The 25,304-nt window shown below is 55.6% G+C and carries 23 protein-coding genes and 1 riboswitch; of the genes, 8 read left to right on the forward strand and 15 right to left on the reverse strand.

The window, feature by feature from the left end:
- Positions 1–30 precede the first annotated feature (30 nt).
- The 4 genes from murA to JX360_RS09370 form a co-directional block, all read right to left on the reverse strand.
- Positions 31–1,386: a UDP-N-acetylglucosamine 1-carboxyvinyltransferase gene (gene murA, locus JX360_RS09355; RefSeq protein WP_244350413.1), complete on the reverse strand. Its 1,356-nt coding sequence runs from the start codon at positions 1,384–1,386 to the stop codon at positions 31–33.
- A gap of 282 nt (positions 1,387–1,668) precedes the next feature.
- Positions 1,669–2,118 (reverse strand): nucleoside-diphosphate kinase, encoded by a 450-nt coding sequence (gene ndk / locus JX360_RS09360; protein WP_244350392.1) that lies wholly within the window; start codon positions 2,116–2,118, stop codon positions 1,669–1,671.
- A gap of 106 nt (positions 2,119–2,224) precedes the next feature.
- Complete coding sequence (locus JX360_RS09365; protein WP_244350393.1) at positions 2,225–2,911, reverse strand: HupE/UreJ family protein; 687 nt, start codon at positions 2,909–2,911, stop codon at positions 2,225–2,227.
- 28 nt (positions 2,912–2,939) lie between these two features.
- A riboswitch (cobalamin riboswitch) is annotated at positions 2,940–3,081 on the reverse strand.
- A 108-nt stretch (positions 3,082–3,189) separates the two neighbouring features.
- Complete coding sequence (locus tag JX360_RS09370) at positions 3,190–3,702, reverse strand: hypothetical protein (protein WP_244350394.1); 513 nt, start codon at positions 3,700–3,702, stop codon at positions 3,190–3,192.
- A gap of 151 nt (positions 3,703–3,853) precedes the next feature.
- Here JX360_RS09370 and JX360_RS09375 point away from each other — a divergent pair, with 151 nt between their 5' ends.
- Positions 3,854–4,207, forward strand: coding sequence for an MGMT family protein (locus JX360_RS09375; RefSeq protein WP_244350395.1), 354 nt, complete (start codon positions 3,854–3,856; stop codon positions 4,205–4,207).
- Positions 4,208–4,314: 107 nt separating this feature from the next.
- Complete coding sequence (locus JX360_RS09380) at positions 4,315–6,390, forward strand: bifunctional metallophosphatase/5'-nucleotidase (RefSeq protein ID WP_244350396.1); 2,076 nt, start codon at positions 4,315–4,317, stop codon at positions 6,388–6,390.
- Positions 6,391–6,483: 93 nt separating this feature from the next.
- On the opposite strand, the gene JX360_RS09385 is transcribed toward JX360_RS09380, so the two are convergent.
- The 3 genes from JX360_RS09385 to JX360_RS09395 all read right to left on the reverse strand — a co-directional run bounded on the left by JX360_RS09385 (position 6,484) and on the right by JX360_RS09395 (position 8,788).
- Entirely contained in the window at positions 6,484–7,872 is a 1,389-nt protein-coding gene (locus JX360_RS09385; RefSeq protein ID WP_244350397.1) for an AmpG family muropeptide MFS transporter, read from the reverse strand.
- 123 nt (positions 7,873–7,995) lie between these two features.
- Positions 7,996–8,253, reverse strand: a complete 258-nt coding sequence (locus JX360_RS09390; RefSeq protein WP_244350398.1) for a DUF3146 family protein — start codon at positions 8,251–8,253, stop codon at positions 7,996–7,998.
- A gap of 193 nt (positions 8,254–8,446) precedes the next feature.
- On the reverse strand, positions 8,447–8,788 hold the full coding sequence (locus tag JX360_RS09395; RefSeq protein WP_244350399.1) for a DUF3155 domain-containing protein: 342 nt from the start codon (positions 8,786–8,788) through the stop codon (positions 8,447–8,449).
- 656 nt (positions 8,789–9,444) lie between these two features.
- On the opposite strand from JX360_RS09395, the gene JX360_RS09400 reads away from it, so the two are divergent.
- Positions 9,445–9,978, forward strand: a complete 534-nt coding sequence (locus JX360_RS09400) for a DUF4168 domain-containing protein (protein ID WP_244350400.1) — start codon at positions 9,445–9,447, stop codon at positions 9,976–9,978.
- 1 nt (position 9,979) lies between these two features.
- Here the strand turns inward: JX360_RS09400 and JX360_RS09405 are convergent, their stop codons facing one another.
- Positions 9,980–11,758, reverse strand: coding sequence for a response regulator (locus tag JX360_RS09405; protein ID WP_244350401.1), 1,779 nt, complete (start codon positions 11,756–11,758; stop codon positions 9,980–9,982).
- A 261-nt stretch (positions 11,759–12,019) separates the two neighbouring features.
- Here JX360_RS09405 and JX360_RS09410 point away from each other — a divergent pair, with 261 nt between their 5' ends.
- Positions 12,020–13,561 carry an NAD(P)/FAD-dependent oxidoreductase gene (locus JX360_RS09410; RefSeq protein WP_244350402.1) on the forward strand — a complete coding sequence of 514 codons (1,542 nt, stop codon included), beginning with the start codon at positions 12,020–12,022 and terminating at the stop codon, positions 13,559–13,561.
- Between the two features lie 6 nt (positions 13,562–13,567).
- Here JX360_RS09410 and lpxB read toward each other — a convergent pair whose 3' ends face one another.
- The 5 genes from lpxB to JX360_RS09435 all read right to left on the reverse strand — a co-directional run bounded on the left by lpxB (position 13,568) and on the right by JX360_RS09435 (position 18,043).
- The gene (gene lpxB / locus JX360_RS09415) at positions 13,568–14,776 is read right to left on the reverse strand and encodes a lipid-A-disaccharide synthase (RefSeq protein WP_244350403.1); all 1,209 of its coding nucleotides are present in this window, start codon (positions 14,774–14,776) and stop codon (positions 13,568–13,570) included.
- On the reverse strand, positions 14,773–15,714 hold the full coding sequence (gene lpxA, locus JX360_RS09420; protein ID WP_244350404.1) for an acyl-ACP--UDP-N-acetylglucosamine O-acyltransferase: 942 nt from the start codon (positions 15,712–15,714) through the stop codon (positions 14,773–14,775). Before lpxA ends, lpxB begins: the two co-directional genes overlap by 4 nt.
- Positions 15,715–15,946: 232 nt before the next feature.
- On the reverse strand, positions 15,947–16,447 hold the full coding sequence (gene fabZ, locus JX360_RS09425; protein ID WP_244350405.1) for a 3-hydroxyacyl-ACP dehydratase FabZ: 501 nt from the start codon (positions 16,445–16,447) through the stop codon (positions 15,947–15,949).
- A gap of 145 nt (positions 16,448–16,592) precedes the next feature.
- On the reverse strand, positions 16,593–17,459 hold the full coding sequence (gene lpxC / locus JX360_RS09430) for a UDP-3-O-acyl-N-acetylglucosamine deacetylase (RefSeq protein WP_279611388.1): 867 nt from the start codon (positions 17,457–17,459) through the stop codon (positions 16,593–16,595).
- Entirely contained in the window at positions 17,456–18,043 is a 588-nt protein-coding gene (locus JX360_RS09435) for a hypothetical protein (RefSeq protein WP_244350406.1), read from the reverse strand. Before JX360_RS09435 ends, lpxC begins: the two co-directional genes overlap by 4 nt.
- Positions 18,044–18,073: 30 nt before the next feature.
- On the opposite strand from JX360_RS09435, the gene JX360_RS09440 reads away from it, so the two are divergent.
- The 3 genes from JX360_RS09440 to JX360_RS09450 all read left to right on the forward strand — a co-directional run bounded on the left by JX360_RS09440 (position 18,074) and on the right by JX360_RS09450 (position 21,567).
- A complete protein-coding gene (locus tag JX360_RS09440; protein WP_244350407.1) occupies positions 18,074–18,883 on the forward strand; it encodes an RNA methyltransferase in 810 nt (269 codons plus the stop codon).
- A 139-nt stretch (positions 18,884–19,022) separates the two neighbouring features.
- Entirely contained in the window at positions 19,023–20,252 is a 1,230-nt protein-coding gene (locus JX360_RS09445; RefSeq protein ID WP_244350408.1) for a serine hydrolase, read from the forward strand.
- A gap of 118 nt (positions 20,253–20,370) precedes the next feature.
- Positions 20,371–21,567: an RNA-guided endonuclease TnpB family protein gene (locus JX360_RS09450; protein WP_244350409.1), complete on the forward strand. Its 1,197-nt coding sequence runs from the start codon at positions 20,371–20,373 to the stop codon at positions 21,565–21,567.
- A gap of 195 nt (positions 21,568–21,762) precedes the next feature.
- Here JX360_RS09450 and JX360_RS09455 read toward each other — a convergent pair whose 3' ends face one another.
- On the reverse strand, positions 21,763–23,421 hold the full coding sequence (locus JX360_RS09455) for an ABC transporter permease (RefSeq protein ID WP_244350410.1): 1,659 nt from the start codon (positions 23,419–23,421) through the stop codon (positions 21,763–21,765).
- A gap of 125 nt (positions 23,422–23,546) precedes the next feature.
- Entirely contained in the window at positions 23,547–24,548 is a 1,002-nt protein-coding gene (locus JX360_RS09460; protein WP_244350411.1) for an ABC transporter substrate-binding protein, read from the reverse strand.
- Between the two features lie 355 nt (positions 24,549–24,903).
- Between JX360_RS09460 and JX360_RS17940 the strand changes: the two genes are divergently transcribed.
- Positions 24,904–25,266: a transposase family protein gene (locus tag JX360_RS17940; protein WP_425244383.1), complete on the forward strand. Its 363-nt coding sequence runs from the start codon at positions 24,904–24,906 to the stop codon at positions 25,264–25,266.
- The last annotated feature ends 38 nt before the right edge of the window (positions 25,267–25,304 follow it).

Below are 25,304 nucleotides of genomic sequence, written 5' to 3' on the forward strand. Positions count from 1 at the left end.
CAGCACAACCAAGAGGCGGGCCACACCCTCTCAAGCCGTAACCGGGATCCGCGCTGTGCTTTCCCCCCGATGCACCTTTGCCCCGACATTGCGCAGCTTCTCGTCAATAGCTTCGTAACCGCGATCGATGTAGTGCAATCCGTGGATGGTAGAGGAGCCTTCAGCCGCTAACCCCGCCAACACCAGTGCCGCACCCGCCCGCAGATCGGTAGCCACCACCGGGGCAGCAGAAAAAGAGGGCACCCCGCGGATTAGGGCCACACGGTTTTTCAGGCGAATGTCCGCTCCCATGCGGTTGAGTTCGGGAATGTGGTGCATCCGGTTTTCGAATACCGTCTCCTCGATGGTGCAACTGCCTTCACTGAGGGCAGCCAAAGCCATGATCGGCGCTTGTACATCCGTAGGGAACCCTGGATAGGGCAACGTTTGAATATCCGTAGCCTGACAGAGCCAACCGGATTCCAATTGGGCTGGAGCAATGCGCAGTCGATTCGGGCCTTCTTCTTCCACCCGCAGTCCCATCGCTTGCAATTTGGCGATCACCGCCCGCAGATGGTCAGGAATAACCGGGCCAACCGTCAGGTTAGAACGGGTGATGGCCCCAGCAATGAGATAGGTGCTGGCCTCAATGCGATCGGGGATGACAGTGTATTCCGTGCCATGCAAACGGGGCACCCCCACCACCACCAGCGTATTGGTGCCTACACCGCGAATGCGGGCTCCCATCGCCTGACAAAAATGGGCCAAGTCCGCCACTTCTGGTTCCTGGGCGGCATTTTCGATCACCGTTTCCCCGTCCGCCAGCGTTGCCGCCATCATCAGGGTTTCTGTAGCACCGACACTGGGATAGTCGAGGTAGATGCGAGTCCCCACCAACCGGCGAGCATAGGCATGAACCACCCCATGTTCGATCTGGACGGTTGCTCCCAATGCCTGTAACCCACGCACATGCAGATCCACCGGACGGGATCCGATGGCACAGCCGCCAGGTAAAGGCACTCGTGCCACTCCCAAACGCGCCAACAACGGCCCAGTGATAAAAAAGCTAGCCCGCAACTGACTGACCAATTCGTAGGGAGCTTGGCAGGTTTTGAGGGAACTGGCATCTAGGTCGAGGGTATGACCGACATGGGAAACTTTGACCCCCAACGTGGTCAGGATCTGCCCCATGCGTTCGATATCCAACAGACGCGGTACATTCTGAATGCGACAGGCAGCGGGGGCCAAAAGGGATCCTGCCATGAGTGCCAGAGCTGAGTTTTTCGCTCCGCCAATGGGAATATGGCCTTGTAAAGGGTGCTTGCCGGTGATGTGCAAAACGGGGCCAGCGGCTTCGGGCAGGGATCCGATTCCAGCTAGGGTTGGCGACGGTGCGAACCCTTCCATGATGTCTTTCAATCTTCCTCCTCACCCACTAAAAATGATCGAGATGATCAACTTTCTCCAAGGGGATCCCTTGGAGAGAGAAGCAGCAGCCAAACGTGCCAATTGGAGCCTGGTGGAGGAAGGAAGAGAAGTGCTACTGGCTTCGCCTCTATCTTACCGAAAGGGATGGGATTTGCAGCGGCTGCTGGTGGGGATTCAAATTCACGTTTACACAATCCTTGGCCTTGCGAGAGGAAGATTGACCCTGCTTTCAAGCTAGGCTCAGAGCAATGTACTAATCAATCACTCATAAATCCAGCTTTGGGCGCTACTTGTCCAGTTCACCAGTTCTGAGTCGCCAAACCAGAGGGCAATTTCCCGTTGTGCCGTTTCCAAGCCATCGGAGCCGTGGATGATATTCCGGCCAATATCAATGCCAAAGTCCCCGCGAATGGTACCTGGCTCAGCCTCAAGGGGGTTGGTTTTGCCGATCAACTTGCGGGCGGCGGCTACCACCCCTTTGCCTTCCCAAACCATGGCAACAACCGGTCCAGAGGTGATAAATTGCACCAACCCAGGGAAGAAGGGCCGCTCTTTGTGCTCGGCATAGTGGTTTTCCGCCAGCTCCTGGCTCACCTGCATCAGCTTCAGGCCCACCAGTTGGTACCCCCGGCTTTCTAGGCGTTGGATGATGGTGCCCACTAGGCCCCGCTGCACACCGTCCGGTTTAATGGCGATAAAGGTGCGCTCCATGTGTTTTCCCCTCGTTGTTACAGATCTTCACCGTTATCCTTGTACTGGATTAGGGATCCCCAGCGCAAGAGAGCCGATCAGCAGACTTGGAGACTGGCGCATCCCGTCACCCCACCACCGCCAAGGTGAGGAAGCCCGCCCCCACCCCCGTGATGATCCAACCGGCCCAGCGGGTCAGCCCGGAAACACGGGATCCCAAATACTCAGCCACCCCCAAGCTAAGGAGGGCTACCCCGTACTGAATGACGGTAAACCCGATCAGATACCACACCAAAGGCATCCATCCTGCCCCGATAATCGCCTCAGCATAGGCATAGCCATGAAACAACCCCGCCAGGGATCCAAACAGCAGCAGCACCCAGCCCTTGACCTGCCTTGCCAGCACCAGCAGCAACCCAAACAGCACCACCGAACCGGCAATGCCCAATTCCATGAGCCAAAGATCAAGGCCGGCAATGTGGAGCCCGGTACCCCCTAGAGCCGCCAGGACGAAGCCCAAAGGGATCCCGTAGCGCCAGTTTTGGCCGGCAGAAATCAACCCAATGGCGACAATAAAAGCCAGATGATCCAACCCAATCAGTGGATGGGCCAGCCCCGAGAGGAACCCCTGCCACCACGACTGCGGCAGTTCTCCCCCAAAAGCATGATGGGCAAAGGCCGGAGAGAAGGACAACCACACCGCCAGTGCCCCCAAGACAGCAACCCAGTTCCGGGACACTCTCTTGCCTGACACATAAGCCATATAGGGGAAAGGATGAGATCCCGCCGGGGATCCCTGCCAAAACGGAGACATACTTCTGTACCTCGCAGAATAGGAATGGCGTTCACTGCAACAGACGGCGGGCATTCTGGCTGGGGTGAAATCACCCTTCACAGCTGCGGGACAGCGACGGTCTTGCACCGTACTTTCCCCCTTACCTCCGACGGCTGCTCCCCGACGGAACCGCTGACTCTAGGGTGGGTTCTGTGGGATCCCCAAACCTGAAGAGCAATCGCAACCCTATCACAGCTGGCCGTCACCGCTGATGACATTCGGTGAACTCCCCCTCCCTAAGCGGTCTGAGATTGGATTTAAGGGCGCTCGGTGTAGCCTTGTAAATTTTCCGGCTCAAATTGGCGCAGAATGCGAGTTGCCTCTCGGATGCGGGCTTCGGTATCTTCCTGCAGGATAAGCAAATACTTGCCCGCGTTCAATCGGTTGCGATAAGCCAAGGCATCTCCCGATCCACTGCTCAGGCCCACCCCACCCCCGACGAAGAAGCTGCCCATCGCCGCTGCTGCCCCGCCCAACAGTCCACCAATCAGGTGATTGCCGACGGATCCCGCCCAAGCGAAGGTCTCCAACCCGCTCAAAATACTGAATCCGACCCCTGCTAAAAAGCCAAAGGGCACCAACCAAACTGCCATACGATTCATCTGCTGACGGGCTGACCGGGCTGGATCGATGAAGCCAAATTCATCGGCAGTTTTATACCCTCTTCCCAAAAGATTGAGTTGACTGAGGGAAAACCCCGCCTTTTCCAGGGCGCTATAGGCAGCCTCAGCAGCGATGCGATCCGGCAGTACGGCAATCAAATAGCTCATGGCTTCCTTGAGTTAGTTTGGAGGATTTATTAGAGGGTTTATTTCATTCTCGGCTAAGTCTGAGTACAGCTCTAGTGCCGGTTTCCTCCAACAATGCCGGTGTCCTTGTCCAAACCGGTTAAAATCTCCTTCGTGCAAACTGGAGCCCCATGTGCTTCCCCAAGGGCCTTCTGCTAACCTCTACCAGCGTTTTTACGATGTTGTCCGGCGGATCCCGACTGGACGGGTGGCCACCTATGGGCAAGTGGCCCGCTTGGCCGGTTATCCCGGTTATGCGCGACAGGTGGGGTATGCGCTGTTTCGGCTCCAAGGGGAAGAGACAGATATCCCTTGGCAACGGGTGATCAATGCGCAGGGGCGAATCTCCTATTCACCGTTTCGCCTCGGTCAAGATCACCTGCAAAAAGTTCTCTTGGAAGCGGAAGGGATCCGATTTGACTCCGACCATCGGGTGGATTTGCAGTGCTTTGGCTGGGATCCCGCTAGTCCTGACGACAAAGCTTAACCCTAGCTTGACTCAACCTTAAACTTACCATAGCGATACCTCCATCCCAACCCTGGTAACGTGAACGCGGACGCGCCTTATCTCGTGGATGGAGTGAACCAATTGTCATGAAAGTATCTCGTTACGCTCACGCTGCGCCGGAGCCCGGCGTACAGAGGTTTACCTCAAGGGGGTGGGCCTGGGTTCATTTGAACGCTTGGGCCAAATCCCTTTGGATTGGGTTGTTCTGCTTGGTGATTGGCCTAACCAGCGCCTGTGGCAGCAGCAGCAGCAGCTCAGTGGCTACCGGCGGTGGTGCCGGCTTTATCGGCACGGATCCCAATGTGGTCTTATCGACGCAGCCAACCGCTTTTACCCTGCAAGTGCTGCATGCTAGCGACCTGGAAGCCTCTTTGGCTGCCGTAGAGGATGCACCCCGCTTTTCGGCAGTGGTGAACGCCCTGCGCCCCCAGTTTCCCAATACGGTGGTGCTTTCCAGTGGGGATAACTACATTCCCAGCCCCTTCTACAATGCCAGCACGGATCCCTCGCTAGCTGGCCGCTACAACCGCACCCCTGGCAAAGCAGATATTGAGATGATCAATGCCATCGGGTTCGAGGCCGCTGCCTTTGGCAACCACGAGTTTGACCAAGGGACTCGCCAAATCCGTGATTTGATCCGACCGGACAGTGGCCGTGGCTATGCAGGGGCACGCTTCCCTTACTTAAGCGCCAACCTGACCTTTACACCGGATAGTGATGGAATTACTGCTTCCGATATCGCGGCAGATGGACAGGAAGCCAGCAGTATTCGCAACAAAATTGCCCGCACTGCTGTGATTACCGTCGGTGGCGAACGCATTGGTTTGGTGGGAGCGACCACCACCCGTCTAGCGGGTATCTCCAGCCCTGGCCCTCGTGTGACAGTGGAGGGAGGGTTCGACGAAACCGATCAGGTGAATGCCTTTGTGTTGCAACCCTATGTGGATGAGCTGACGGCTCAGGGGATTAATAAGATCTTCCTGCTGGCCCACCTGCAGCAGTTGCAAAATGAAGTGGATTTGGCCAGCCAGTTGCGGGATGTAGATGTGATCATCGCGGGGGGATCCCACCGGGTGATTGCCAAGCCTGAAGATCGTCTGCGCACCGATTTGCCGGATCGCCGTACCGGCGATTACCCGATTCTGCGTACCTCTCCCAGTGGCCAGCCGGTGGCGGTGGTGAATACTGCTTCTAACTACCGCTATGTCGGTCGTTTGGTGGTCAGCTTCGATGCCAACGGCGTGATTAGCAACATCGACCCGGTCAGTGGTGCCTATGCCACCGATGATCAGGGGGTGGCGGCTGTAGGGGGTACCCCCAATCCCGATGTGCTGCGGGTGGCCAACGACATTGGCAACATCATTCGCGCTAAAGATGGCCGTACCTTTGGTTCCACCGCCAATTTCTTGAATGGGTTGCGGGCGGAAGTGCGCACGGAAGAAACCAACCTGGGCAACCTGACTGCTGATGCTAACCTGGCCTACGCCCGGACAATTGACCCCAGCACGGTCATCTCCCTCAAGAATGGTGGTGGTATTCGCGCCCCGATTGGGGCTACTACGGGTGGCGGTGGCAACGAGCCGGTACAACGGATCCCGCCCCTTGCCAACCCGGCTGCGGGTAAACGAGCTGGACAGATTTCTCAGTTGGATATCGAGAGTTCTCTGGCCTTCAACAATGGACTTTCCCTGCTGACTGTCACGGCCAGTGAGCTGAAACAAGTTGTTGAGCATGGAGTCGCTCAAACCCAACCGGGAGCTACACCAGGTCGTTTTCCACAAATTGGCGGGTTTGCCTTTAGCTTTGATCCCTCCCGTCCACCGGGATCCCGAATAATTTCCTTGCGGGTGGATACACCAAGTGGCCGAGATGTGGTGGTACGCAACGGTCAGTTGGAAGGGAACCCCAACCGTACCTTCCGTCTGGTAACTCTGGGCTTTTTGGCCGATGGTGGGGATGATTATCCTTTCCCGAGGCTCTCCAACGCCAACCGAGTGAATTTGGCGCCTCCCTCGGGCAATACCTTCGATACACCCGGTAGCGAACAAAATGCCTTGGCTCTCTATTTACAGCGGATTGGCGTGTTCACTGACCCTGACACTCCGACGGCTCAAGATACCCGTATTCAAAACCTCTCGGTCCGTAGGGATACGGTGCTGTAAGGCTGTTTGTCCGAATCGGAGTTGATCTCAATCTGCATTTGAAGAAGGGATCCCTGCTGGGGTGGGGATCCTTTTTTGTACTTATCTTTGTGCTCAGTGTAGGTTTGCTTCTCCAGACTCTGCCGCTGTTTCTCCACCCTCGCTAACCATGACTGGAGTTGCAGAAGGGATCCCTGTAGAGGGGCCGATCCAAAGCAGAAGCAGCATGGCCGGAGCTGCCGTTACCGCCGTAATCAAGTAAAACAGCGGCCAATCTACCGCAGCAGCCAAATAGCCCGATCCGGCTCCGGCCAACGTCCCGCCTACCGCAAACACACTGGTGAGCAAGGCATACTGGGTGGCGCTGAACTGCCGGTCACACAGACTCATCAAAAAAGCCAAAAAGGCGGCGGTGCCCATACCCCCAGCCATATTGTCAAAAATCGTCGCCCCGATCAGCAGCGGGTAATTTTGTCCCACCAACCCGATCGCCCCTAGGCCCAAATTACCGATCCCTTGCAACACCGCAAAGATAAACAGGCAGCGGTAGGTGCCGATGCGGCTCACCAGTTCCCCGCCAATAAACGCTCCTGTCAAAGTGGCAAACAATCCCACCCAACTGCGAATAATGCCCAGGTCACTGGTGCTAAACCCCATTTGCAGCAGAAAAGTCGGGGTCATTTGCCCCGCCAAACTATCCGGCAGCTTGAAGCAGACCACAAACAGCAGAATCACCAAGGCTAAGCGATGTTGCCAAAAGGATTGAAATGGCTCGATAATCGCCGCCCGTAAGGAAGTCGGTTTGAGGGCGCTGTTTTCCGGTTCTGGCGCCAGAAAAGATGTGATTACCCCAATCAACATCAGCAACGCCATGATGCCGTACACCTGCCACCAGGGCAAATAATCCGCCAGAATCAAGCCCACACCACTGCTCACCAGCAGGGCCATGCGGTAGCCAAACACGAAAATAGCTACCCCCGCCCCCATCTCCCGTTCTTCCAAGACATCGGTACGGTAGGCATCCACGGCGATATCTTGGGAAGCACCGAAAAAGGCCACCAACAGCCCCACCACGAAAATTGGTCGGGTCAGCACAGTGATCCCCGGCCAGGTTTGGGCCAGTTCTTCTAAGCCCAGCCCTTCCAGCCAAGTTTGTGTCGGATCTTGAAAACCCAATAACCCCAAACTCAGCAGCAACAGCACTTGTGTCAGGGCCATCCACCCCCGTCGCCGACTGCCCCGCAGGGATCCCGGTGCCGGCAACAAAAACCGATCCAAAACGGGGGACCACAGAAACTTAAAGGAGTAGGGCAAATTCAGCAGGTTAAATAGGCCGATGGCGATGGTGGTCAGACCCGCTTGCGTCAGCCAGGCATTTAGGGTGGTGTTGATCAACAGCAACGGTAGCCCTGATGAAAACCCCAACAGCAGCAGGATCCCCATCTTGGGATTACCGTATACTCCCAAGGCTCGTTTGAGGCCGTTTGTTTCTGCCCAGACCATATTCACTCCTCTCCACAACCCAACCACACTCAGGGATCCCTGGGATCCACGATATTGACAGTTACTTTAACAGGTTCATTCCCTTGGAATTTGCTCCAGTCAAGCTGGGGATGGGGAAAGCCTCTAGAGGCTACTGCGAATCACAAACGAGTAGTTACTGCCTGGCTCCAGCAGGTAATCCGACTTTTCCAGAAAGCGGCTCAAGGGTTCTCGAATTAGGGCCCGACCCACAGACGGTTCAACTTTGAGCTCCCCAGCTCGAAAGCACCAGCAAAAATGCCAAACCCAACCATTGGCATTCACTTCTCCCTCGATCGCGCCATCCTGCCAGGAGTAGCGGGTGATTTGTACATGGGCAGTGGTCTGGGGCAATCGACTCATGAAAACTCTCCGGATCGGATCCCTTCCGGTGCCATGCAACTGACAACTGGAGTCAGACAACAACCCATCTTAGAAACTAGCCCAGGTCAGGAACCTGAGCAGTATGGATTCTTTTGAGGATGCTAGCAATAAACCCCCCAAGGGAGGGGGGCTATTCTGCAAATTCATCCTGCTGGGAAAGACGAGCGTCAATTTATCGAGCAGCAGTCGCAAGAGTCTTCGATGTTTTTCGTTCAGGCTTCTCAGCCGCAACCTCTGCTAACAAGGCCCGCAAGCTGGGGAAAAGGAAGTGGTTCTCCTCGACATACTGAGCCCCAAACAGTCCTTTCTCCGCCCAAAAGAATCGATCAATTGTATGCTCGTTTCGCCGAACCAAGATGAGTGCCGGTGGCTGAATAGACTGATCCTGAATATACTTCCGGGCAGCGGTTACAGACTTCTCCTCACCACTATCCAAATTAAATTGAGGAATATGATCTAAAATTTTGCGCCCCTCTAAACGGCGGCGACTCTTACGCTTTCTTCTCCTAACCAATGTAAGCCTCCTGTAGAAGGATTACTAAACAACCGCACAAAATATATCAGCATTCCTTAAGAAAATCAATAACTTACACCCTCTTTTTATTGCATTTTTTACAAAACAACAAACACGAAGAGCCAGAACGAAAGGCAATAAGAATCTAGGGCTAATGACCAACTCACTCCTCTTGCAAAACCGTTCATCTGTTGAACAGAACTCAAGAAGCTCATTCCCAAAAGGAGCACTGATAAGGCGTTCTGATGGAATCAGATGATGATAAGTAGGAGTCACAAACTGTTGGGCCAAGCCCCTGAGAAGACAGTCAGTTACTTGTTGCAAAGAAGTTTCCTCTGCATCTAGTTTCTAGGCTAACATTAACCCAATCGCTACTCAACAGAAAATATACCTATACTTAGCCCAAAAAGCTGCGCTAAGGTCGCTAAGGTTCAGATCCTGTTAACAAGAATTGCAAAGTTTGAAAACAACCCAGCCGAAACAGCACCGAAGGGCTGTGTGACAAGCAGACAGGGCATAATGACTCTACAACCAACTCCCCAATTCCACAATAGGTTTCTAGCACTGCGCTGAACCGATTAGACGGGGGACAGACATCTTGCTAGTCTGGCTTCAGACCTAGCTTGGCCGTGGAGTTTGGATAGGGAGTCTGGGGCATGATGAAGTTTGCGTTTCTGATGGGTCTGCTGCTGGGGTTGGGATCTCTACAGGCCGGATCCTGGCCTGCCCTACCAACCTGGGCGCAAGGGTCTACCCCGCTGCCTAGCCCTACAGCTCCGGCTTCTCCCGCTTCCGGAGGAGCTCCGGTTCCGTCGACTCCCAGCCCAGCCCAGGCAGGTCAAGCTTCTCCCACCCCAGGGTTGACCGCAGAGCAGGTTACGGATGACCAGGTGGAGCAGTTGGTACAAATTTTGCTGGAGTTGGATCCCTTGATTCGCGAAGCCAGCGCCCAACTGCGGGAAACTCAGGATGAAGATGAATATGAGCAAATTATGCAGCGGACAGAGACCCAAGCCAGCCGCATTGTTGAGGAGCAAGGGCTGACGGTGCCTCAATATCGTGAACTGATGACCTTGGCCAACGAAAATCCGGTTCTGAATCAGCGGATCCGTGTGCGTCTGCAGGAAGTGATGGAAGAAATGGAATCTTCGGCTTCTCCAGCACCGGCCACTCCGGCGCCTACACCTTAGGTTAGGCTGACTTGCCCTTACTAGAAAGGGAGAGAACCCGAGGCAACCGTAAGGTAAAGCAGGTGTGCTCAGCTTCACTGCTCAGGTGAATGCTCCCTTGCAGCAAGACCATCCGCTGTTGCACGAGGGCCAACCCCAGCCCTGTCCCCCCTTGTCGCCAGGGATCCGGATTGGGCACCCGGTAAAACTTTTCGAAAACCCGCTCCTGCTCTTGCGGAGGAATGGTAACGCCGGTGTTCAGGATCTGGATCTCAAGATGATCGGGATGGTTGTGGACACTCAGGCTGATCAGTTGGTCGGTCGGGGTAAATTTGTGGGCATTTTGCAGCAATTCTGCCAGCACTGCGCGCAGGATCTCTGGCAAAGTACAGATGGGGGGTAAATCGGGAGGGCATTCTAGGCTAAAGAGCTGATTGTGGCTGCGGGCTAGTTCTGCAAACGGATCGGTGATTTGGGGCAACCACTCTTTCAAGTCCAGCCAGTGGGGTTGCTGCGAGCCGAACAACACCTCCAACCGCTGCAACTCCAGCAAATCCTCCACCAACTTGATTTCTCGTTCACACTCCTTGTCCAAAACATTCAGGTAACGGGCGACCTTTTCTGCGTCGGGCGGTTTGGGGATCCCATTGCTGGGCAGTAGCGCCGAACTGAGCAAACGGATCCCCATTTTGATGCTGGAAAGCGGGGTGCGTAGCTCGTGGGAAACGGTGCTGAGAAAATCGTTTTTGAGGTGATCTAACCGCTGCAACTCCTGCACCTGCCGATCCAGTTGCGCGGTGCGGGCCTGTACTTTCTCCTCTAGGGTGTGGTTGAGTTCCTGAATTTGCTGAAACAACTCCGCCTGCTGAATGGCGATGGAAAGGTGATCCGCTAGAGCCAAGATCAGGTCGTGACTGGTGGCCAGCCAACCGGGACGAGCGGTTTTCAATTGTAAACACAGGCTACCCCAAAGGGTAGGAGGAACAGATTCCGCACTTTCGCTGCTGCCGTAGAGGGGCACCAACAGCCAACTGCCGGGATAGGCTCTGGCCATGGAGGGGATGCAGATCCAGTCTTTGGCCTTGCTGACGGTTTCAAGGGTCACCACTTTCCCCTGCTTCAGGAGCTGTGCTATCGGGTTATCAGAATCAGGGATCGAGCAGCCGAGGTAGCTATCTGCTTGGATGTGATATTCGGAGATGACGCGCCAATCCTGCTGCTGTGGTTGATAGCGGCTAATGCTGACCCGATCCGCCTCCAGCAACTGACAAATCTCGCGGGTGGCCACCGAAAAGACTTCATCCAACTCCAGCGAGGTGCGAATCGCTCGCACAACAGAGTTCAGCGCTTGTTCACGGGCTGCCTGTTGGCGCAGATTGAGAAGATTTTGACGTGCCTTGAGCAGGTGTTGAATGCGCTGTCGCATCACCGGCCAGTGGATGGGTTTGGTGATGTAGTCGCTTGCCCCGGCAGCAAAAGCTTTGTCGACAGAAGCCTGATCGTCGAGGGAAGTGATCATCAAACAGGGTAGGTCTGCATCCAAAGCTTGTAACTTTTGGCAACACTCGAATCCATCCATCCCCGGCATCAGGGCATCCAAGAGGACGATTTGCGGCTGAGTTTGAGTATAGAGGGCGAGGGCTTGTTCGCCTTCTTCTGCTTCCACGACTCGATAGCCTTCGTGAGTCAACAAATGCGCCAAATACGCCCGTGTTGAGAGGTCATCATCCACCAACAGCACAGTCGAAGACGAAAAGTTCGCCAATCGATCCTCAGAAGTGTGGACTAGAGGGGGCTGCACCTGGGGTTACTCCACTTCGCTGGCCAATCGCGATCAGAACCCTAACGGCAACTGGGTATGGCCTATTGTCTAGCTTAAGAGAGTTTTGAGGCGTCTGGTATCAGCCAAAACCTGGATCGATAGGGCGATTTTTCCGTAACTTGTGCGTCATCTGGAGGAAACATTGGCCACCAAGAATTAACCAGGATAGAAAGAAAGCCTTTTGTGGCCCAGAGCCTGACTCACTTTCCGTTAGGATCCATAACGGTGTGAGGAGATGCCATGGCTACCTTTGAAGAAGTTGAAGAAGTTGTCCCATCACTGGACGGGATCCCGGAGCGGCTATCTGGAGTGGGGTTAACTGTGGTGATTGGGGCAGGTCCAGCCGGGTTGAGTGCCGCCTATGAGCTGAATCGCAAGGGGTGGCCAGTGACGGTTTTGGAGGCAGACCCGGCCCAAGTGGGGGGGCTATCTCGCACAGCCGTTTACCAAGGCTATCGCTTTGATATTGGGGGGCACCGCTTCTTTTCCAAATCCCCGGAAATTGAGGCGTTGTGGACGGAGATTCTGGGTGCGGAGATGCAGGTTTGTCAGCGGCTGTCTCGTATCCTTTACCAAGGGGTTTTCTTCGATTATCCGATTCGCCCTTTTGATGTTTTTGCGAAATTGGGACCGATCTTTACAACCTTGTGTTTGCTCAGCTACCTAAAGGCGCGACTGTTTCCAAGACCTAAGCTAGTTTCCTTTGAAGATTGGGTAATCGATCAATTTGGAGAACGGCTGTATCGCACTTTTTTTAAGACCTACACCGAGAAGGTCTGGGGGATCCCTTGTAGCCAGATCAGCGCCGATTGGGCAGCCCAACGGATCAAGGGATTGTCGATGGCCTCTTTGATTCGCAAAACCTTGTTTCCAAAAGGAGAAGGGGTAATTAAAACCCTGATCGACCGCTTTCGCTATCCCCGTTTGGGGCCAGGGCAAATGTGGGAGCGCATTCAAACTCTGTTGGCGGAGGCGGGACAGCCAGTGCAGTTGGATCGCAAGGTGATCCAGATCCATTGGGATAAGGGCGGGATCCATAGGGTGCAGGCCCGCTCCCAACAGGGGGAGCGCTTTGGGGTGATGGGGCAGCATTTTATTTCCACCATGCCTTTGCGCTCTTTGGTACGGTCTTTGGTGCCAGCGGCTCCGGATCCGGTGCGAGAGGCTGCTGAACAGCTCCGCTACCGAGATTTTTTGACGGTGGTTTTGGTGGTGGATGAACCCAATTTATTCCCGGACAATTGGATTTATATTCACGATCCCTCGGTGCGGGTGGGGCGGATCCAAAATTTTAAGAACTGGAGTAGAGATATGGTGCCCAACCCTGAGGTGACTTGCTTGGGTTTGGAGTATTTTTGCTCCGTAGCGGATCCCTTTTGGCAACTCTCTCAAGCCGAGTTGTTAACTCTAGCAGAAACCGAATTGCGTCAGTTGGGCCTCCTGAAGAAAGCCCACATTTTGGATGGCACGGTGATTCGCGCCCCGAAAGCCTATCCGGTTTATGACCATGGTTATCAAACCCATATCCAGATTATTCGTGCCTTTTTGGAAGAGGTCTTGCCCAATTTGCAGCTGGCGGGTCGCAATGGCATGCACCGCTACAATAACCAGGATCACGCCATGATGACGGGCCTGCTGGCTGCACGCAACATTTTGGCCGGAGAACGGCGCTACGACCTCTGGCGGGTGAATCAGGATGCCGAGTATCTGGAGGAAGGGGATCCTTCGGCGGCACTGGCCGGAGGGCGGGCAGTACCGCAGGTGATCGGTCAATCGGGTTAGGTCGGGTTAAGGCAATTGGGGATCCGGCTGTGCACCCGTTTTGTCATCCAACACCTCCAGGATGGCCTGAGCCGCCCGACGCAGTACCCCCGGCTCTCCCAAAGCCGCTCGCATGGCGGCATAGTCGGCTTGCAGTTGGGCTTGCCGCTTTGGGTCGGTGAGCAAGGCTAGGGCTAGTTCCAGCACCCTTTCCGGTTGGGCTTGATCCTGGAGCAGTTCCGGCACGATGGGGCGCATTTGTACCAAGTTGGGGGGAGACATGAAGGGCACAGTTACCTTCAGCCAATGGCGGGCAATCCAGAAGGTAATTGGGTTGAGGCGATAGATTACCACCTGTGGGATCCCCAAAATGGCCGTTTCCAAGTTGACAGTACCGGATTTGGCCAAAACCAGATCCGCAGCGGCTAAGACCAGGTGATGGGCCTTATGGGGAGAGGGAAGGGGCAACGACTGGGGATCCAGCAGGGTGAGATCCAACCCAAGGCGGCGGGCAGCACGGGCAATAGGCTGGGCAAAGCGAGGGGAGGCCAAGGGCACCCAAAAGCGCACCTGTGGCAGGTGCTCCTGCAACAAACGGGCGGACTTGAGCAGGATCGGCAGCACGGAGCGCAGCTCTTGCTGACGGGAAGCGGGCACCACCACCACCAGGGTTTGTTCCGGTGGGATCCCTAGATAGGCTCTGGCTGCGGCACGGTCGGGCACCGTCGCCAGAATATCGAGTAGCGGATGTCCGACATGCTGAACCTTGGCCCCTGCTGCTTGGTAGTAACGAGCCTCCTGCGGGAAAATCGCCAACATCAGCTGCATCTGCCGGGCCAGTTGGTAGGTCAGACGGCTATCCTGTGACCACACCCACTCCTGGGGGGCGATGTAGTAGATGGTCGGGATCCCACGCCGCTGCAACAACCGGGCAACACGACTATTAACCCCGATATAATCCACCAGCACCGCGATATCCGGCGGATCTTGGGCCAGAAAGCGACGAATTTTCCATTCCGTCCACAGGGCCGGGCCGATGAAGGGGAGGGCTTCCAAAACTCCAATCGAGCTGATCTCGGTGGTGCGGTGCAACAGGTGGGCACCGGCTGCGGCCATACGCTCTCCGCCGACAGCGGTGATGCGCAGGTGCGGACGTTGATGCTGCAATTCACGGATGAGATGGCTGGCCTGCAGATCCCCTGAGACCTCCCCCGTGCAAATGAACAGGTGGCTCACTCGGTGTCCTTTTCATCCATCTCTAGAGCATCTGTTTCTGAAGAGCCTTGTCGGCGCAAAGCCGGTAAAGGGCCGCGTCGCTGCGGCTGGGAAAGGGAGTCTTCCAAAAATTGCAGCAAATGGTTCAGGGATCCCGTCTCATCCACCAGTTCTTTCCCCTTGACAGACCGGATGCTATACCCGCCGCTGGCACGAACGCTGTTGCGCAGGGTTTGCAGGGCTTTTTCCAGAGGCAGGCCAGAACGGTAGAGCCACCGGTAGGCTTCCCGGAGTACCGGCAGGGATCCCTCCATCGACTTGGCCCGCCGCAACCCTACCAAATTTAAGCCGCGAATGCGGGCCGGGTGACCTTCCACCAACATGTAAGGGGGGACATCCCGGTCGATGCGACTCATTGCTCCCACCATGGCCAAGCGCCCGACACGGGTGAATTGATGGATCCCGACCATACCGCCAATACGGGCCTGTGACTCGATGTGGATATGTCCGGCCAAGGCGACGGCGTTGGTGATTACCACCTGATTTTCGATCACACAATTGTGAGCCACGTGGGCATAGGCCATGAGCAAATTGTTGTCGCCGATCAGGGTGGCTTCCCCCTCATTGGTGGCGCGGTTGATGGTGACGAACTCGCGGATGCGATTGCCCCTGCCAATCACCACCTGCGAGGGAGCGCCGTTGTACTTAAGATCCTGCGGCTCTGTTCCCAACACGGCTCCTGGAAAGATCTGGTTGCCCTCGCCAATTTCCGTCCAGCCATCGATGACCACATTCGCCCCAACTACTGTGTGGGCGCCAATACGGACATGCTCACCAATTACCGCGTGTGGACCCACTTGCACCGTTTCGTGCAACTCAGCTTTGGGATGGATCACCGCCGTGGGATGGATCCGTGCAGAGGAGTTGGGAGTGGATCCCGCTGAAGCCAACGAACTCATTTCTAACCCAGCTAGCAAATGTGGTTACGCTCCCAACCCTGCGAATGATGACGAAGGCTTGATTCCGCTCAGCATCCGAGCCTGCCCCTATCCCAACACTTTAGCAGGGTCTTTTGGCGACAAGTCGCTGCTTCTGCCTTCGCCCTACACCTACGGCACCCTATCAGGAAAGGTGGCCCACAGGGCAACAGGCCAGGGATCCCTCTTTCCCCCAAAAGTTGTGGTACCGCCATCAATCCACCAAGGAGAACATCAGTTCTCCCTCCGTCACCAACTGGCCTCCCACCTGGGCTCGGCAAAACATCTTGCCAATCCGCTTCTGGCGAATAGTGAGCAAATCAGCAGAGAGCAGCAGTTGATCTCCTGGCAGCACTGGGCGGCGGAAACGAATGCTATCGATCCCGGCAAAAAGTGCCAACCGCCCCGCCACATCCGGCAGCTTGGTGAGCACAATTCCCCCCACCTGGGCCATGGCTTCAACGATCAACACCCCCGGCATAATCGGTCGGCTGGGAAAATGGCCTTGAAAGAAGGGTTCGTTAAAGGTGACATTTTTCAAGCCCACGGCCCGCTGCCCTGGCTGATACTCCACCACCCGATCCACCAGCAAAAAAGGATAGCGATGGGGCAGAATCTCCAGAATTTGGTCAGTGGTGAAGACGGCTGGGGCTATTGCCAACTGGGCTGCCGCCTCAGCAGAAAGCGGGGGAGTGGGAGGGACGTCGGTGGGCATGGTGAGCTAGGAAGAGCAAGACAAAAATTCGATGGGCAAACTCAATCTGCAAACCTGATCGGGGTCAAAGCAACAAGCAATCGGCGATTTCCACAGCAGCTTTGACCTTAGGTATCAGGATGGATAACGGGATCCCTTCCCGGCTTCACTGCGTATGGATCAGCAGGGATCCGCTCTGAAGCAACTGCTCTGAGAGACGGTGATGCAGGGTATGCCCCGCCTTGTAGGCGACAATATGCCCCTGCAATCGATAACCCAACAGGCTGAGATCTCCTAGTAAATCTATCAGTTTATGGCGCACCGGCTCATCCGCATAGCGCAGCGGCCCCAACCACTCCGTTTCAGTACAGACAATGGCATTCTCCAGGCTGCCCCCTTTAATCAAGCCCCGCTGCCGTGCCAGTTCCACATCCTGCTGCCGGGTAAAGGTACGGGCTGGGGCGATGCTCTCGACAAAATCCGCTGCACTGGCTGTCCAGCTGAGCCACTGTTGCCCGATCGGCGAGTTGGCAAAATCAATGCCATAGGTGAAGCGGGCAACAGGGTGGGGGACGGCGCTGACAAATGACTCCCCGACCCAGACGGTGACCGGCTCTTTGATCACCCCCAGCAGCGTCGGTTGATCCTGCGCCAGGATCCCAGCTTGGGCAATCGCTTCCACAAAGGGCAACGCCGAGCCATCCAAGATCGGCAGCTCCGGCCCATCCACTTCTATACGGCAATTATCGATGCCCAGGGTGTAGAGGGCGGCCAACAGGTGTTCTACGGTCTGCACCTGAGATCCTTCAGATCCTTCTGGACAGGTATTTTGCAACAGGGTAGAAAGATGAGCCGGGGCCAGGGATCCCAACTGGGCCGGGATGATGGGGGATCCCGGTTGGTCAACCCGGACAAACACTCGCCCTGTATCCACAGGTGCAGGATGCAGGGTACAACGCACCGAGAGACCCGTGTGCAAGCCAATGCCCTCTAGGGAGATGGAACTGGCCAGCGTGTGTTGCAGAACTCTCATCGCTCCCGGCCTTGGTCGAAAACGCGATAGTACAGCTCCCGATAGCCCACCCGCAAGCTGCTGCGGGCATCCGCCAATTTTTCTTTGCGACTGCGGGTGCTGTAGGTACTAAAGACTTCGTAGGTATCCCCCTCAAAGAAAAAGGATGAGACATCCGACACCTCCTCCCCACCCAAGAGCTGCCAGCGCCCCCCTCGAAACGCGAGTCGATAGTGAGCCTTGTCCAGGCTGCCGGATGGGCGATCGATAATGGCGTTGATCGTACCTTCGTACTCTAGGGTGGGATCCGAGTCTGTACCTGAAATCGGTCTGACCTCCACCGAGATATCCCGGTAGCGACAGTTGGGCCGGTTGCACAGGCGGATCGTTTGCATTGCTTCGCCAATCGCTTCCAGACGTTGTTGGGCCACCGTCTGTGGGGTATGGGGAACAACTTCAGCGACTGGCGAAAGCGCTTTTGGAGCGACTTCAGTAGGGTTTGCCGCCATCGCCACAGATCCCCACCCCACCCCCATCAGCAACACACAGGCCAAGCTCAACCAACGGCAAAGGGATCCCATAGGCGCAAACTGTGACAGAATCAAACCTCTCTACTCTAGAGGATCCCGACAGCGGTGCAGCCCTTTTCCCAATCTGGCTGTGAGCGACTGGCACAGGTGCGGATTGTGTTGGTGCAACCGGCCGGGCCACGCAATTTGGGCTCGATTGCCCGAGTCATGAAGAATATGGGCCTCAGCCAGTGGGTCTTGGTGGATCCCCAGTGCGATCCGCTGGATACGGAAGCCCTGACCATGGCCGTACACGGGGCGGATCTGCTCTATCAGGCCCAGAAGGTGCAGACTTTGCCGGAAGCCCTACAGGGATGTGTGCAGGTCCTGGGGACAACCGGGCGCATCGAACAGTACCCCCCGGAATGGCAAATCCAATCCCCCCGTCAGGCATTCTCTTCTTTACTGGCCAAGCTAGAAAGTGGCCCTGCTGCTCTAGTGTTTGGCCCCGAAGATCGCGGCTTGAGCAATGAGGAGCTGGCCCTTTGCCAGTATCAAGTGCAAATTCCTACCGATGCAGTCTACCCTTCCCTGAATCTGGCCCAGGCGGTGGGCATTTGTTGTTACGAATTGCGCACCCTCAGTTGTGAACGTTCTGATTTCATTCACCCCCCTACGCCTCTGGCACCCTTTGAGCTGGTGGAAGGGTTTTTTCAGCACCTAGAGACGCTGCTGTTGCAGATTGGTTACTTACACCCCCACACCGCGCGCCGCAAAATGCTCAAGTTTCGTGCCTTGTTTCAGCGGGCAGGACTAACGGTAGCGGAGGTGGCGCTGTTGCGCGGGATCCTGCGGCAGTTGGGTTGGGTTCAGAAAACCCTGCGGCCTTCTCATCGGATTCCACCGGAAGAAGAACCCCCCAAGCCGGGATCTTGATCCTGTCCTAGCTAGGGTTTACATTTGGAGACACTCCTTGCAGGCCAGGTTGGGAATCTGTGTGTTTAATGAAACGTGTTTAATGAAACCAGGCTCCCCGGAGTCACTTCAGTAGGGTTGTATTGAGGAAATGGCCAGTATGACGAGGACAAGGGAGGTGAAGGGACGTAACCCCCTCAAAGGTTCATCTCCGGATCCCCTGCGTCGTCAGCGTCGCCCCTTGCGTTCTGCGGAAATCTCCTCTGGTCCAACCAACCTCAACACCGGTTCATCTCCGGTGGGATCCCTAGGGTCGTCTTCGTCGCCACCGCTGCGGCTTTCCCGCCAAAGAGCCATCACTCGCCTGCGCAAACGGGCTGCCCAACCTAGCCGTCTGAACCGCTCTCAACTTTTAGGAAGCGTGTTGCTACGCGGCTTGAGCCTGAGCATTGTTCTGGGGTTGATGATGGCGGGCCTGTCACAATTGCTGCAATCCACCCCCCCCGCCCTGCCGGAGCGAACTCTCACCCCTACTGGCTCTACGGAAGCTGGAGATTCTCTCTTATCCCCTTTGGCGACGGATAGTTCTGCGGGAGAAAGGATCCCGGCTTTGCAGGAGCGTTTGGCGGCTTTGGCTGCTCAGCCAGGGTTGACGGCAGGGGCTTTGTTTTGGGATGTGGAAACCGGAAACTTTGCGGGGGTACAGCCGGATCAGGCTTTCCCTGCCGCCAGCGTGATTAAAATCCCGATTTTGTTGGCCTTTTTCCAAGCCGTAGAAACAGGCCAAGTGCAGATGGATGAGATGCTCACCCTGCGGGAGGATCTCAAGGGAGGTGGAGCCGGTGTATTACAAACCCGGGCCATTGGATCCCAGGTTTCGGCTCTAGAAGCGGCCACCCTGATGGGCACCGTCAGTGACAACTTCGCCACCAACCTGATTATTGACCGCTTAGGTGGACGGGAAGCCCTGAACCAAAAGTTTCGCCAGTGGGGCCTGCAACATACGCAGATCTCTTGGTGGTTGCCGGACTTGGAGGGCACCAATACCAGTAGCCCCCGCGATATGGTTTGGCTTCTCAGCCAAGTGGAACAGGGACGGATGCTGAACCGCCGCAACCGCGATCGCTTCCTAGATATTCTCTGGCGTACCCAGCGGCCCTCCTATTTCCGGCCCAGCCTAGGTCAAGAGGTTCGCATTGCCCACAAAACCGGCACCTTACGCTCTGTGGTGGGAGATGCCGGGATCATCGACCTGCCCAATGGCCGCCGCTACTTGGCAGCTGTATGGGTGAAGCGAGAAACCCCCAACGATGCCAAGGCGGAAGAGTTGATCGCCAATCTATCGCAAGCCGCTTACGAATACTGGTCTGTTAACCAGGATCCTCAGTGATTAGCTCGACAGGGATCCCTTACGAAAAGCAGCGTAAAGCCCCCGGTTTCTAACCGGGGGATATAAGCGCACAGGCTGAATTTATTCAGCAACAGAAATAGTACATACAATAGTCCCCATGAAACGGGTCACCACCACACTCAAGCTCAAGTTTCTTGACCTCAATGCGGTCAAAGCAGAGATGTTTGCCCAGACGGTTTGTGCGACAACCGCACTGGCAAACGAACTGCTCCGCATCAGTCCAAAGGAACGAAAAGCATTAACAACCGCCAAAGTGGTGACACCACTCAAGTCGGCCCTCTCCAACCAAGTGATTCGTGTCCTGAAGGGGAAAGCCGGCCAGCGGGTCAAGCACTTCAAAGTGTTCTGGCCAGAGGTCAACAACCAAAACTGGAAGCTGCACAAAGTAGGTAGCACCTACTCGGTGAGTTTTCCCACGATTCAGGGTGACAAGCGGGTTCCCCTTGAGGTTGGCAGTTCCTACTATGCTGAACGTCTCGAACGTCTTTTAGCTGAGCGGGACTGTGAGCGAGGGACTCTAAAACTGATGCAAATACGTGGGGTTTGGTATGCCGTTCTGTCTATCACTTGGGAAGTTCCCGAAGTGAAGAGTACGGAACGGTTAGGTGTTGACCGGGGGCAGAACCGTTTGGCAGTGGCGGCCACCCGCTGGGGTCGGTCGGTGTTTTTTGGGGGTGGAGAGGTAGCTCACCGTCGTCGTCGTTTCCAGAAGCGTCGTGCCCAGTTGCAACAGGCGGGTAAATACCGAGCACTCAAGCGACTGGAGCGCAAAGAAGCCCGTTGGATGAGGGCGGTCAACCACACCGTTAGCCGTCGCATTGTGCGGTTTGCCAATGCGGTAAATGCAGATGTGTGGATGGAAGACCTCTCGGGTATCCGCCAATCCAGACAGAGCCAGAAGGCGCGTTCGGATGCCGGGAAATCGCGCCATACCTGGTCGTACTACGACCTGGAGTGGAAGGTTGCCTACAAGCTGGAAATGGCGGGCAGGACGCTGCATAAACGTCCGGCTGCCTACACATCCAAAACCGACCACAGGACAGGATTGATCTGCTCCGCAGGGCCGGAGGCCATTGGGAAAAGGAGTGGGCATCTGTTCACCGGGCAGGACGGGTATTGCTGTGATGCAGACTGGAATGCCGCAATGAACATTGCCCAGTGGGACGGGTTTTCGTGTCCTCTGAGTCTAAAAGAAGCCCTGCCCGTAATAGGCAGGGTCGGCTCAGGGGATGGGGTAGTTGGCAATCCCCTGAACTCCATGAATCCCTCACAGCTTCAAGCTGTGGGGAGCTAGAAGGGAGAATCCCCCGGTTTCTAACCGGGGGAGTGTCAACCCAAAAGTCAGCTATCTGACGACCGGGAGGATCATGGCGGCCCCAACACCTGCTATTAACAAGCAAGGATTCCCCTATCTAGGGAAAACCCAGCACAGGATCGGGTGCAGTGAGTTCTTGTATCGGGATCCTTATCCAACCATTGGGGGGATCCCCTACCCCCGATGCACAGCGTTCGGAAAGTTGGGCCTGAGCCAGTGGATCCCTGCCGCAATAGTAAACAAAGTCAGCACCAAGAGAGTGCTCAAGGCAGCTGCTTGGTGGGTATAGCCTCCCTGTTGCAAGCCAAAAACCAGCCATCCCAACGTTTCCGTTCCCGATCCAACCAAGAGTGCGGACAGAGTTAGTTCAGCAAAAGATTGCAAAAAAACCAACAACATCGCTGCTACCAAAGCCGGTGTGAGCAAAGGCAGCAAAACATAGCGGAAGCTCTGGATCATGTCCGCCCCATCGATGCTGGCCGCTTCCTCTAAGCTGGTGTCGAGGCTACGCCAGGCAGCTTGAATGGGCTGCAATGCAAAGGACAAAAACCGCCCCAAGTAGGCGATCAAAATGAGCCACAGGGTTCCGTAGAGAGTTAACCCAGGCAAAGGAGAGGGCAACCACACCAAGATTAGAGATAAGGCAAAAATAATGCCCGGCAGAGCATAGGGCAAGTCCACAATTAAGCTAAGAACCGGAAGCAGAGGCGTTTTCAATCGGGTCAGCGCGTAGCCCAAGATCACCGCTACACAGCTACTGAGTACTGCGGCTGCCGAGGCCAAACCCAAACTGTGCCAGGTGGCGCGGCGAGCCCGCTCCAGCTCAAAAATCACAAAGCGGAAATGCTCCAGAGTGAGATTGGATCCCAGCAAAGGCAGTCCGTAGGCCCGTAGCAAGGCAGTGCTCGCCATGGCAAACAAAGGGCCGACAATCACCAACGCAGCGACCCCCATCAGGATCCCGCTCCCCAACCAGCGAACCCAGCCCAGGCGATACCGTTCGGGTGGTTCATGACCGGGATCCAACCCCTCCTGCCCACGCCCCCTCTGTTGGAGACCCAGAAAGAGAATAGCCGGTAAACCAAACAACACCGCCAGCGCTGCACTGCGCCCAAACCCATCGCTGCTGAAGTTGATCACCTCCTGGTACAGCAAGGTGGGCAGGGTAATGTACCGCCCTGGGATCGCCAATAAGGCCGGGATCCCGAAATTTCCAAAAGCTCCCAAAAAGACCAGCACCGCCGCTGCCCCGATGTAGGGCCGCAATAGAGGCAACGTAACGTAGAGCCAAACCTGCGGCAGATTAGCCCCATCCAAGCGAGCCGCTTCCTCCGTCTGTTTCTGGAGCCGACTGAGCCCCGCAACCAGCGTCAAGTAAGCAATCGGCAGGGTAAAGAGACTGAGAAGGAGGATGATTCCCCCCGGCGTGTAGAGGCTCCACAGCGCCCCCTGTCGCCCCAAAACTAGCCGTAGCCCTTGCTGCAAATAGCCCACCGGCCCAGCCCATTGAATCCAAGCCAAAGCCAAGACCTGCGGCGGAATCACCAAAGGAGACAAAAAAAGCACCCGCAGGATCCCTCGACCCGGTAAGTCCGTTTGGGTGGTGAGCACCGCCAGTACCAGGCCACCCATGAGGGCTAAGCCTGTTGAGGCCGCCGATACCCACAGGCTGTGCCGCAGCGCCAGATGAACTCGCGGGGTTTCCAATAACCAATGGATATTCTCAAGACTGAGTGCTCCCTCACGGCTTAAGGCCCGCTGCATCAGCATCAGCAGGGGATACCCATGGGTGAAGACCAAAATAACGGCTACCCCCATCAGCCAGGGAGCCACAGGGTGCCTCAACCCCTTCCTCCATCCGAAGGAAAAATCGCTGCGTTTTCGCAAGAGTCTTTTCAGCCTGTCTTTAGCAGTCCATGAGCAGTCTATTTGATTAGCTGGTGGGAGATCCTCCCAACTTACTCCCCAAACAACTCAGAAAAGCGAGCTTTATCCGCCTCACGGGTCTCAGCCAACTCCGCAGCAGGAGCACTTAAAACCGTCAGCTCACTCAGAGCAGGAAAGCCCTCCGGTGGCGTGACATCCTCCCGAAGCGGCATATAGCCAATGTCCACAGCCACCTGCTGCCCTTCCTGAGACAACAGAAAGTCCACAAAGGCTTGCGCCGCCTCCAAATTGGCCGCCCCTTTCACGATGCCGACAGGCTCTGTGATCAGCGGCACCCCTTCACGGGGATAGATCACATCCACTGGGGATCCCTCATTACGGCTGCGAATGGCGAGAAAATCCACCACCATCCCATAGCTTTGTTCACCGGCAGCCACATTACGCACTACCGCCCCATTGCCCTGAACCAAGACGGCATCGTTATCCTTGAGCGCTTCGTACCAGTTCCACCCCAGTGCCGGGTTGCGGGTGATGACCCCCAAGTTATAGGCTGCAGCACCTGAGTAGGTGGGGCTAGGCATAACCACCTGACCATCGGGAACTTCCGCCAAAGCCGCCCAACTGTCGATGGGTTCAGCCAAAGCGGTGTTGTAGACAATCACAGTGGCGAGAATCTTGGTGCCGAAGTAGTGGCAGTCTTCATCGTAGTAAGTGGGAGCAATGGCTTCCGCTTCAGGGCTACAGTAGGGATCCAATAAATCGCGGGATTTCAACAGTTCAAAGGTGGGCGCATCGGCCACCAACAAAACATCCGCTTGGGGTGCCCCAGCTTCAGCTTCCAGCAAAAATCGGCTGATCACTTCTTCGGTGCCTGACCGAAAGATCTCTACAGAAACCCCTGGATAAGCAGCTTGAAAAGCAGCAGCGGTCTGTTGAGCATCCGCATCCGGCTGGGAAGTGTACAAACGCAAGGTTCCAGAGGGCTGTGCAAACGCTGGATTCAGGGATCCCTCCACAAAGGGCAAAGCAAAAGCAACCCCACATAGCACCGCCAAGAATGGTAAAGGACGCACGGTGATCCTCCTAAGCAATTCCAGAACTGTCTTCCGCATCCACCGTACCGCGACTCAGGACAATCTCAAAATCGATCGAGGATCTATGTTCTTGAGTCCAGGGAACTTCAGGTAGTTAGAATAGCTACAAATTAACTCCAAAAGGTTATCTTCTCGTTAACAAAAGATTGTCAAATGAGAAAGTGCGGTGGCTCTCCTGACATTTTGGTGTCGATAGTGTGATGAGATACTGAGTTCCACGACGAACATTGGTTTTTCTTGATAAGTTATTGGGTCTTGCTGGAGTCAAAACCAAGAGTTTGTAGAGTTAGAACACGGCGTTGTCCTCAAACTAGAGCTGAATACTAACGAGAGGATTTGTCCTCATTGTGGACAAGTCACAGTCAAGGTTCACCAAAATCGTCCTATCCTCGTGCGAGACCTAGCCCTGTTTGGGCGCTCGGTGTATCTGCAAGTGCCTCGGCGCCAATTCTATTGCTCCCACTGTCAGCACTACTCCACTGAAGTACTCTCTTTTGTGGACTGGGAGCGTTCCTATACTCAGCGCTATGAAGCCTATATTTATCAGCAGGTTAAACAAACTACTATTGACCAAGTTAGCCAGAATGAGGAATTGAGTCGAGACCAAGTTGAAGGAATATTCAACCGTCAGTTTGAGCAGCGACAAGCAAAAAAGCCCAAGGATTTCGGCTCAAGAAAATCAGTATCGACGAGATAAATATGTGACAGTTATCAGCGATTTGGAGAATCATTGCC

The sequence above is a fragment of the Thermostichus vulcanus str. 'Rupite' genome (assembly GCF_022848905.1).
GTDB classification, from domain to species: Bacteria; Cyanobacteriota; Cyanobacteriia; order Thermostichales; family Thermostichaceae; genus Thermostichus; species Thermostichus vulcanus_A.

Bases quoted from the DNA above. Each gene is read 5' to 3' on its own strand.
- murA (WP_244350413.1), bottom strand. From the start codon at position 1,386: ATGGAAGGGTTCGCACCGTCGCCAACCCTAGCTGGAATCGGATCCCTG.
- JX360_RS09445 (WP_244350408.1), top strand. From the start codon at position 19,023: ATGACGAGGACAAGGGAGGTGAAGGGACGTAACCCCCTCAAAGGTTCA.
- lpxA (WP_244350404.1), bottom strand. From the start codon at position 15,714: ATGAGTTCGTTGGCTTCAGCGGGATCCACTCCCAACTCCTCTGCACGG.
- JX360_RS09400 (WP_244350400.1), top strand. From the start codon at position 9,445: ATGATGAAGTTTGCGTTTCTGATGGGTCTGCTGCTGGGGTTGGGATCT.
- JX360_RS09410 (WP_244350402.1), top strand. From the start codon at position 12,020: ATGGCTACCTTTGAAGAAGTTGAAGAAGTTGTCCCATCACTGGACGGG.
- lpxC (WP_279611388.1), bottom strand. From the start codon at position 17,459: ATGAGAGTTCTGCAACACACGCTGGCCAGTTCCATCTCCCTAGAGGGC.
- JX360_RS09390 (WP_244350398.1), bottom strand. From the start codon at position 8,253: ATGAGTCGATTGCCCCAGACCACTGCCCATGTACAAATCACCCGCTAC.
- JX360_RS09380 (WP_244350396.1), top strand. From the start codon at position 4,315: ATGAAAGTATCTCGTTACGCTCACGCTGCGCCGGAGCCCGGCGTACAG.
- JX360_RS09370 (WP_244350394.1), bottom strand. From the start codon at position 3,702: ATGAGCTATTTGATTGCCGTACTGCCGGATCGCATCGCTGCTGAGGCT.
- JX360_RS09385 (WP_244350397.1), bottom strand. From the start codon at position 7,872: ATGGTCTGGGCAGAAACAAACGGCCTCAAACGAGCCTTGGGAGTATAC.
- JX360_RS09365 (WP_244350393.1), bottom strand. From the start codon at position 2,911: ATGTCTCCGTTTTGGCAGGGATCCCCGGCGGGATCTCATCCTTTCCCC.
- JX360_RS09450 (WP_244350409.1), top strand. From the start codon at position 20,371: ATGAAACGGGTCACCACCACACTCAAGCTCAAGTTTCTTGACCTCAAT.
- ndk (WP_244350392.1), bottom strand. From the start codon at position 2,118: ATGGAGCGCACCTTTATCGCCATTAAACCGGACGGTGTGCAGCGGGGC.
- fabZ (WP_244350405.1), bottom strand. From the start codon at position 16,447: ATGCCCACCGACGTCCCTCCCACTCCCCCGCTTTCTGCTGAGGCGGCA.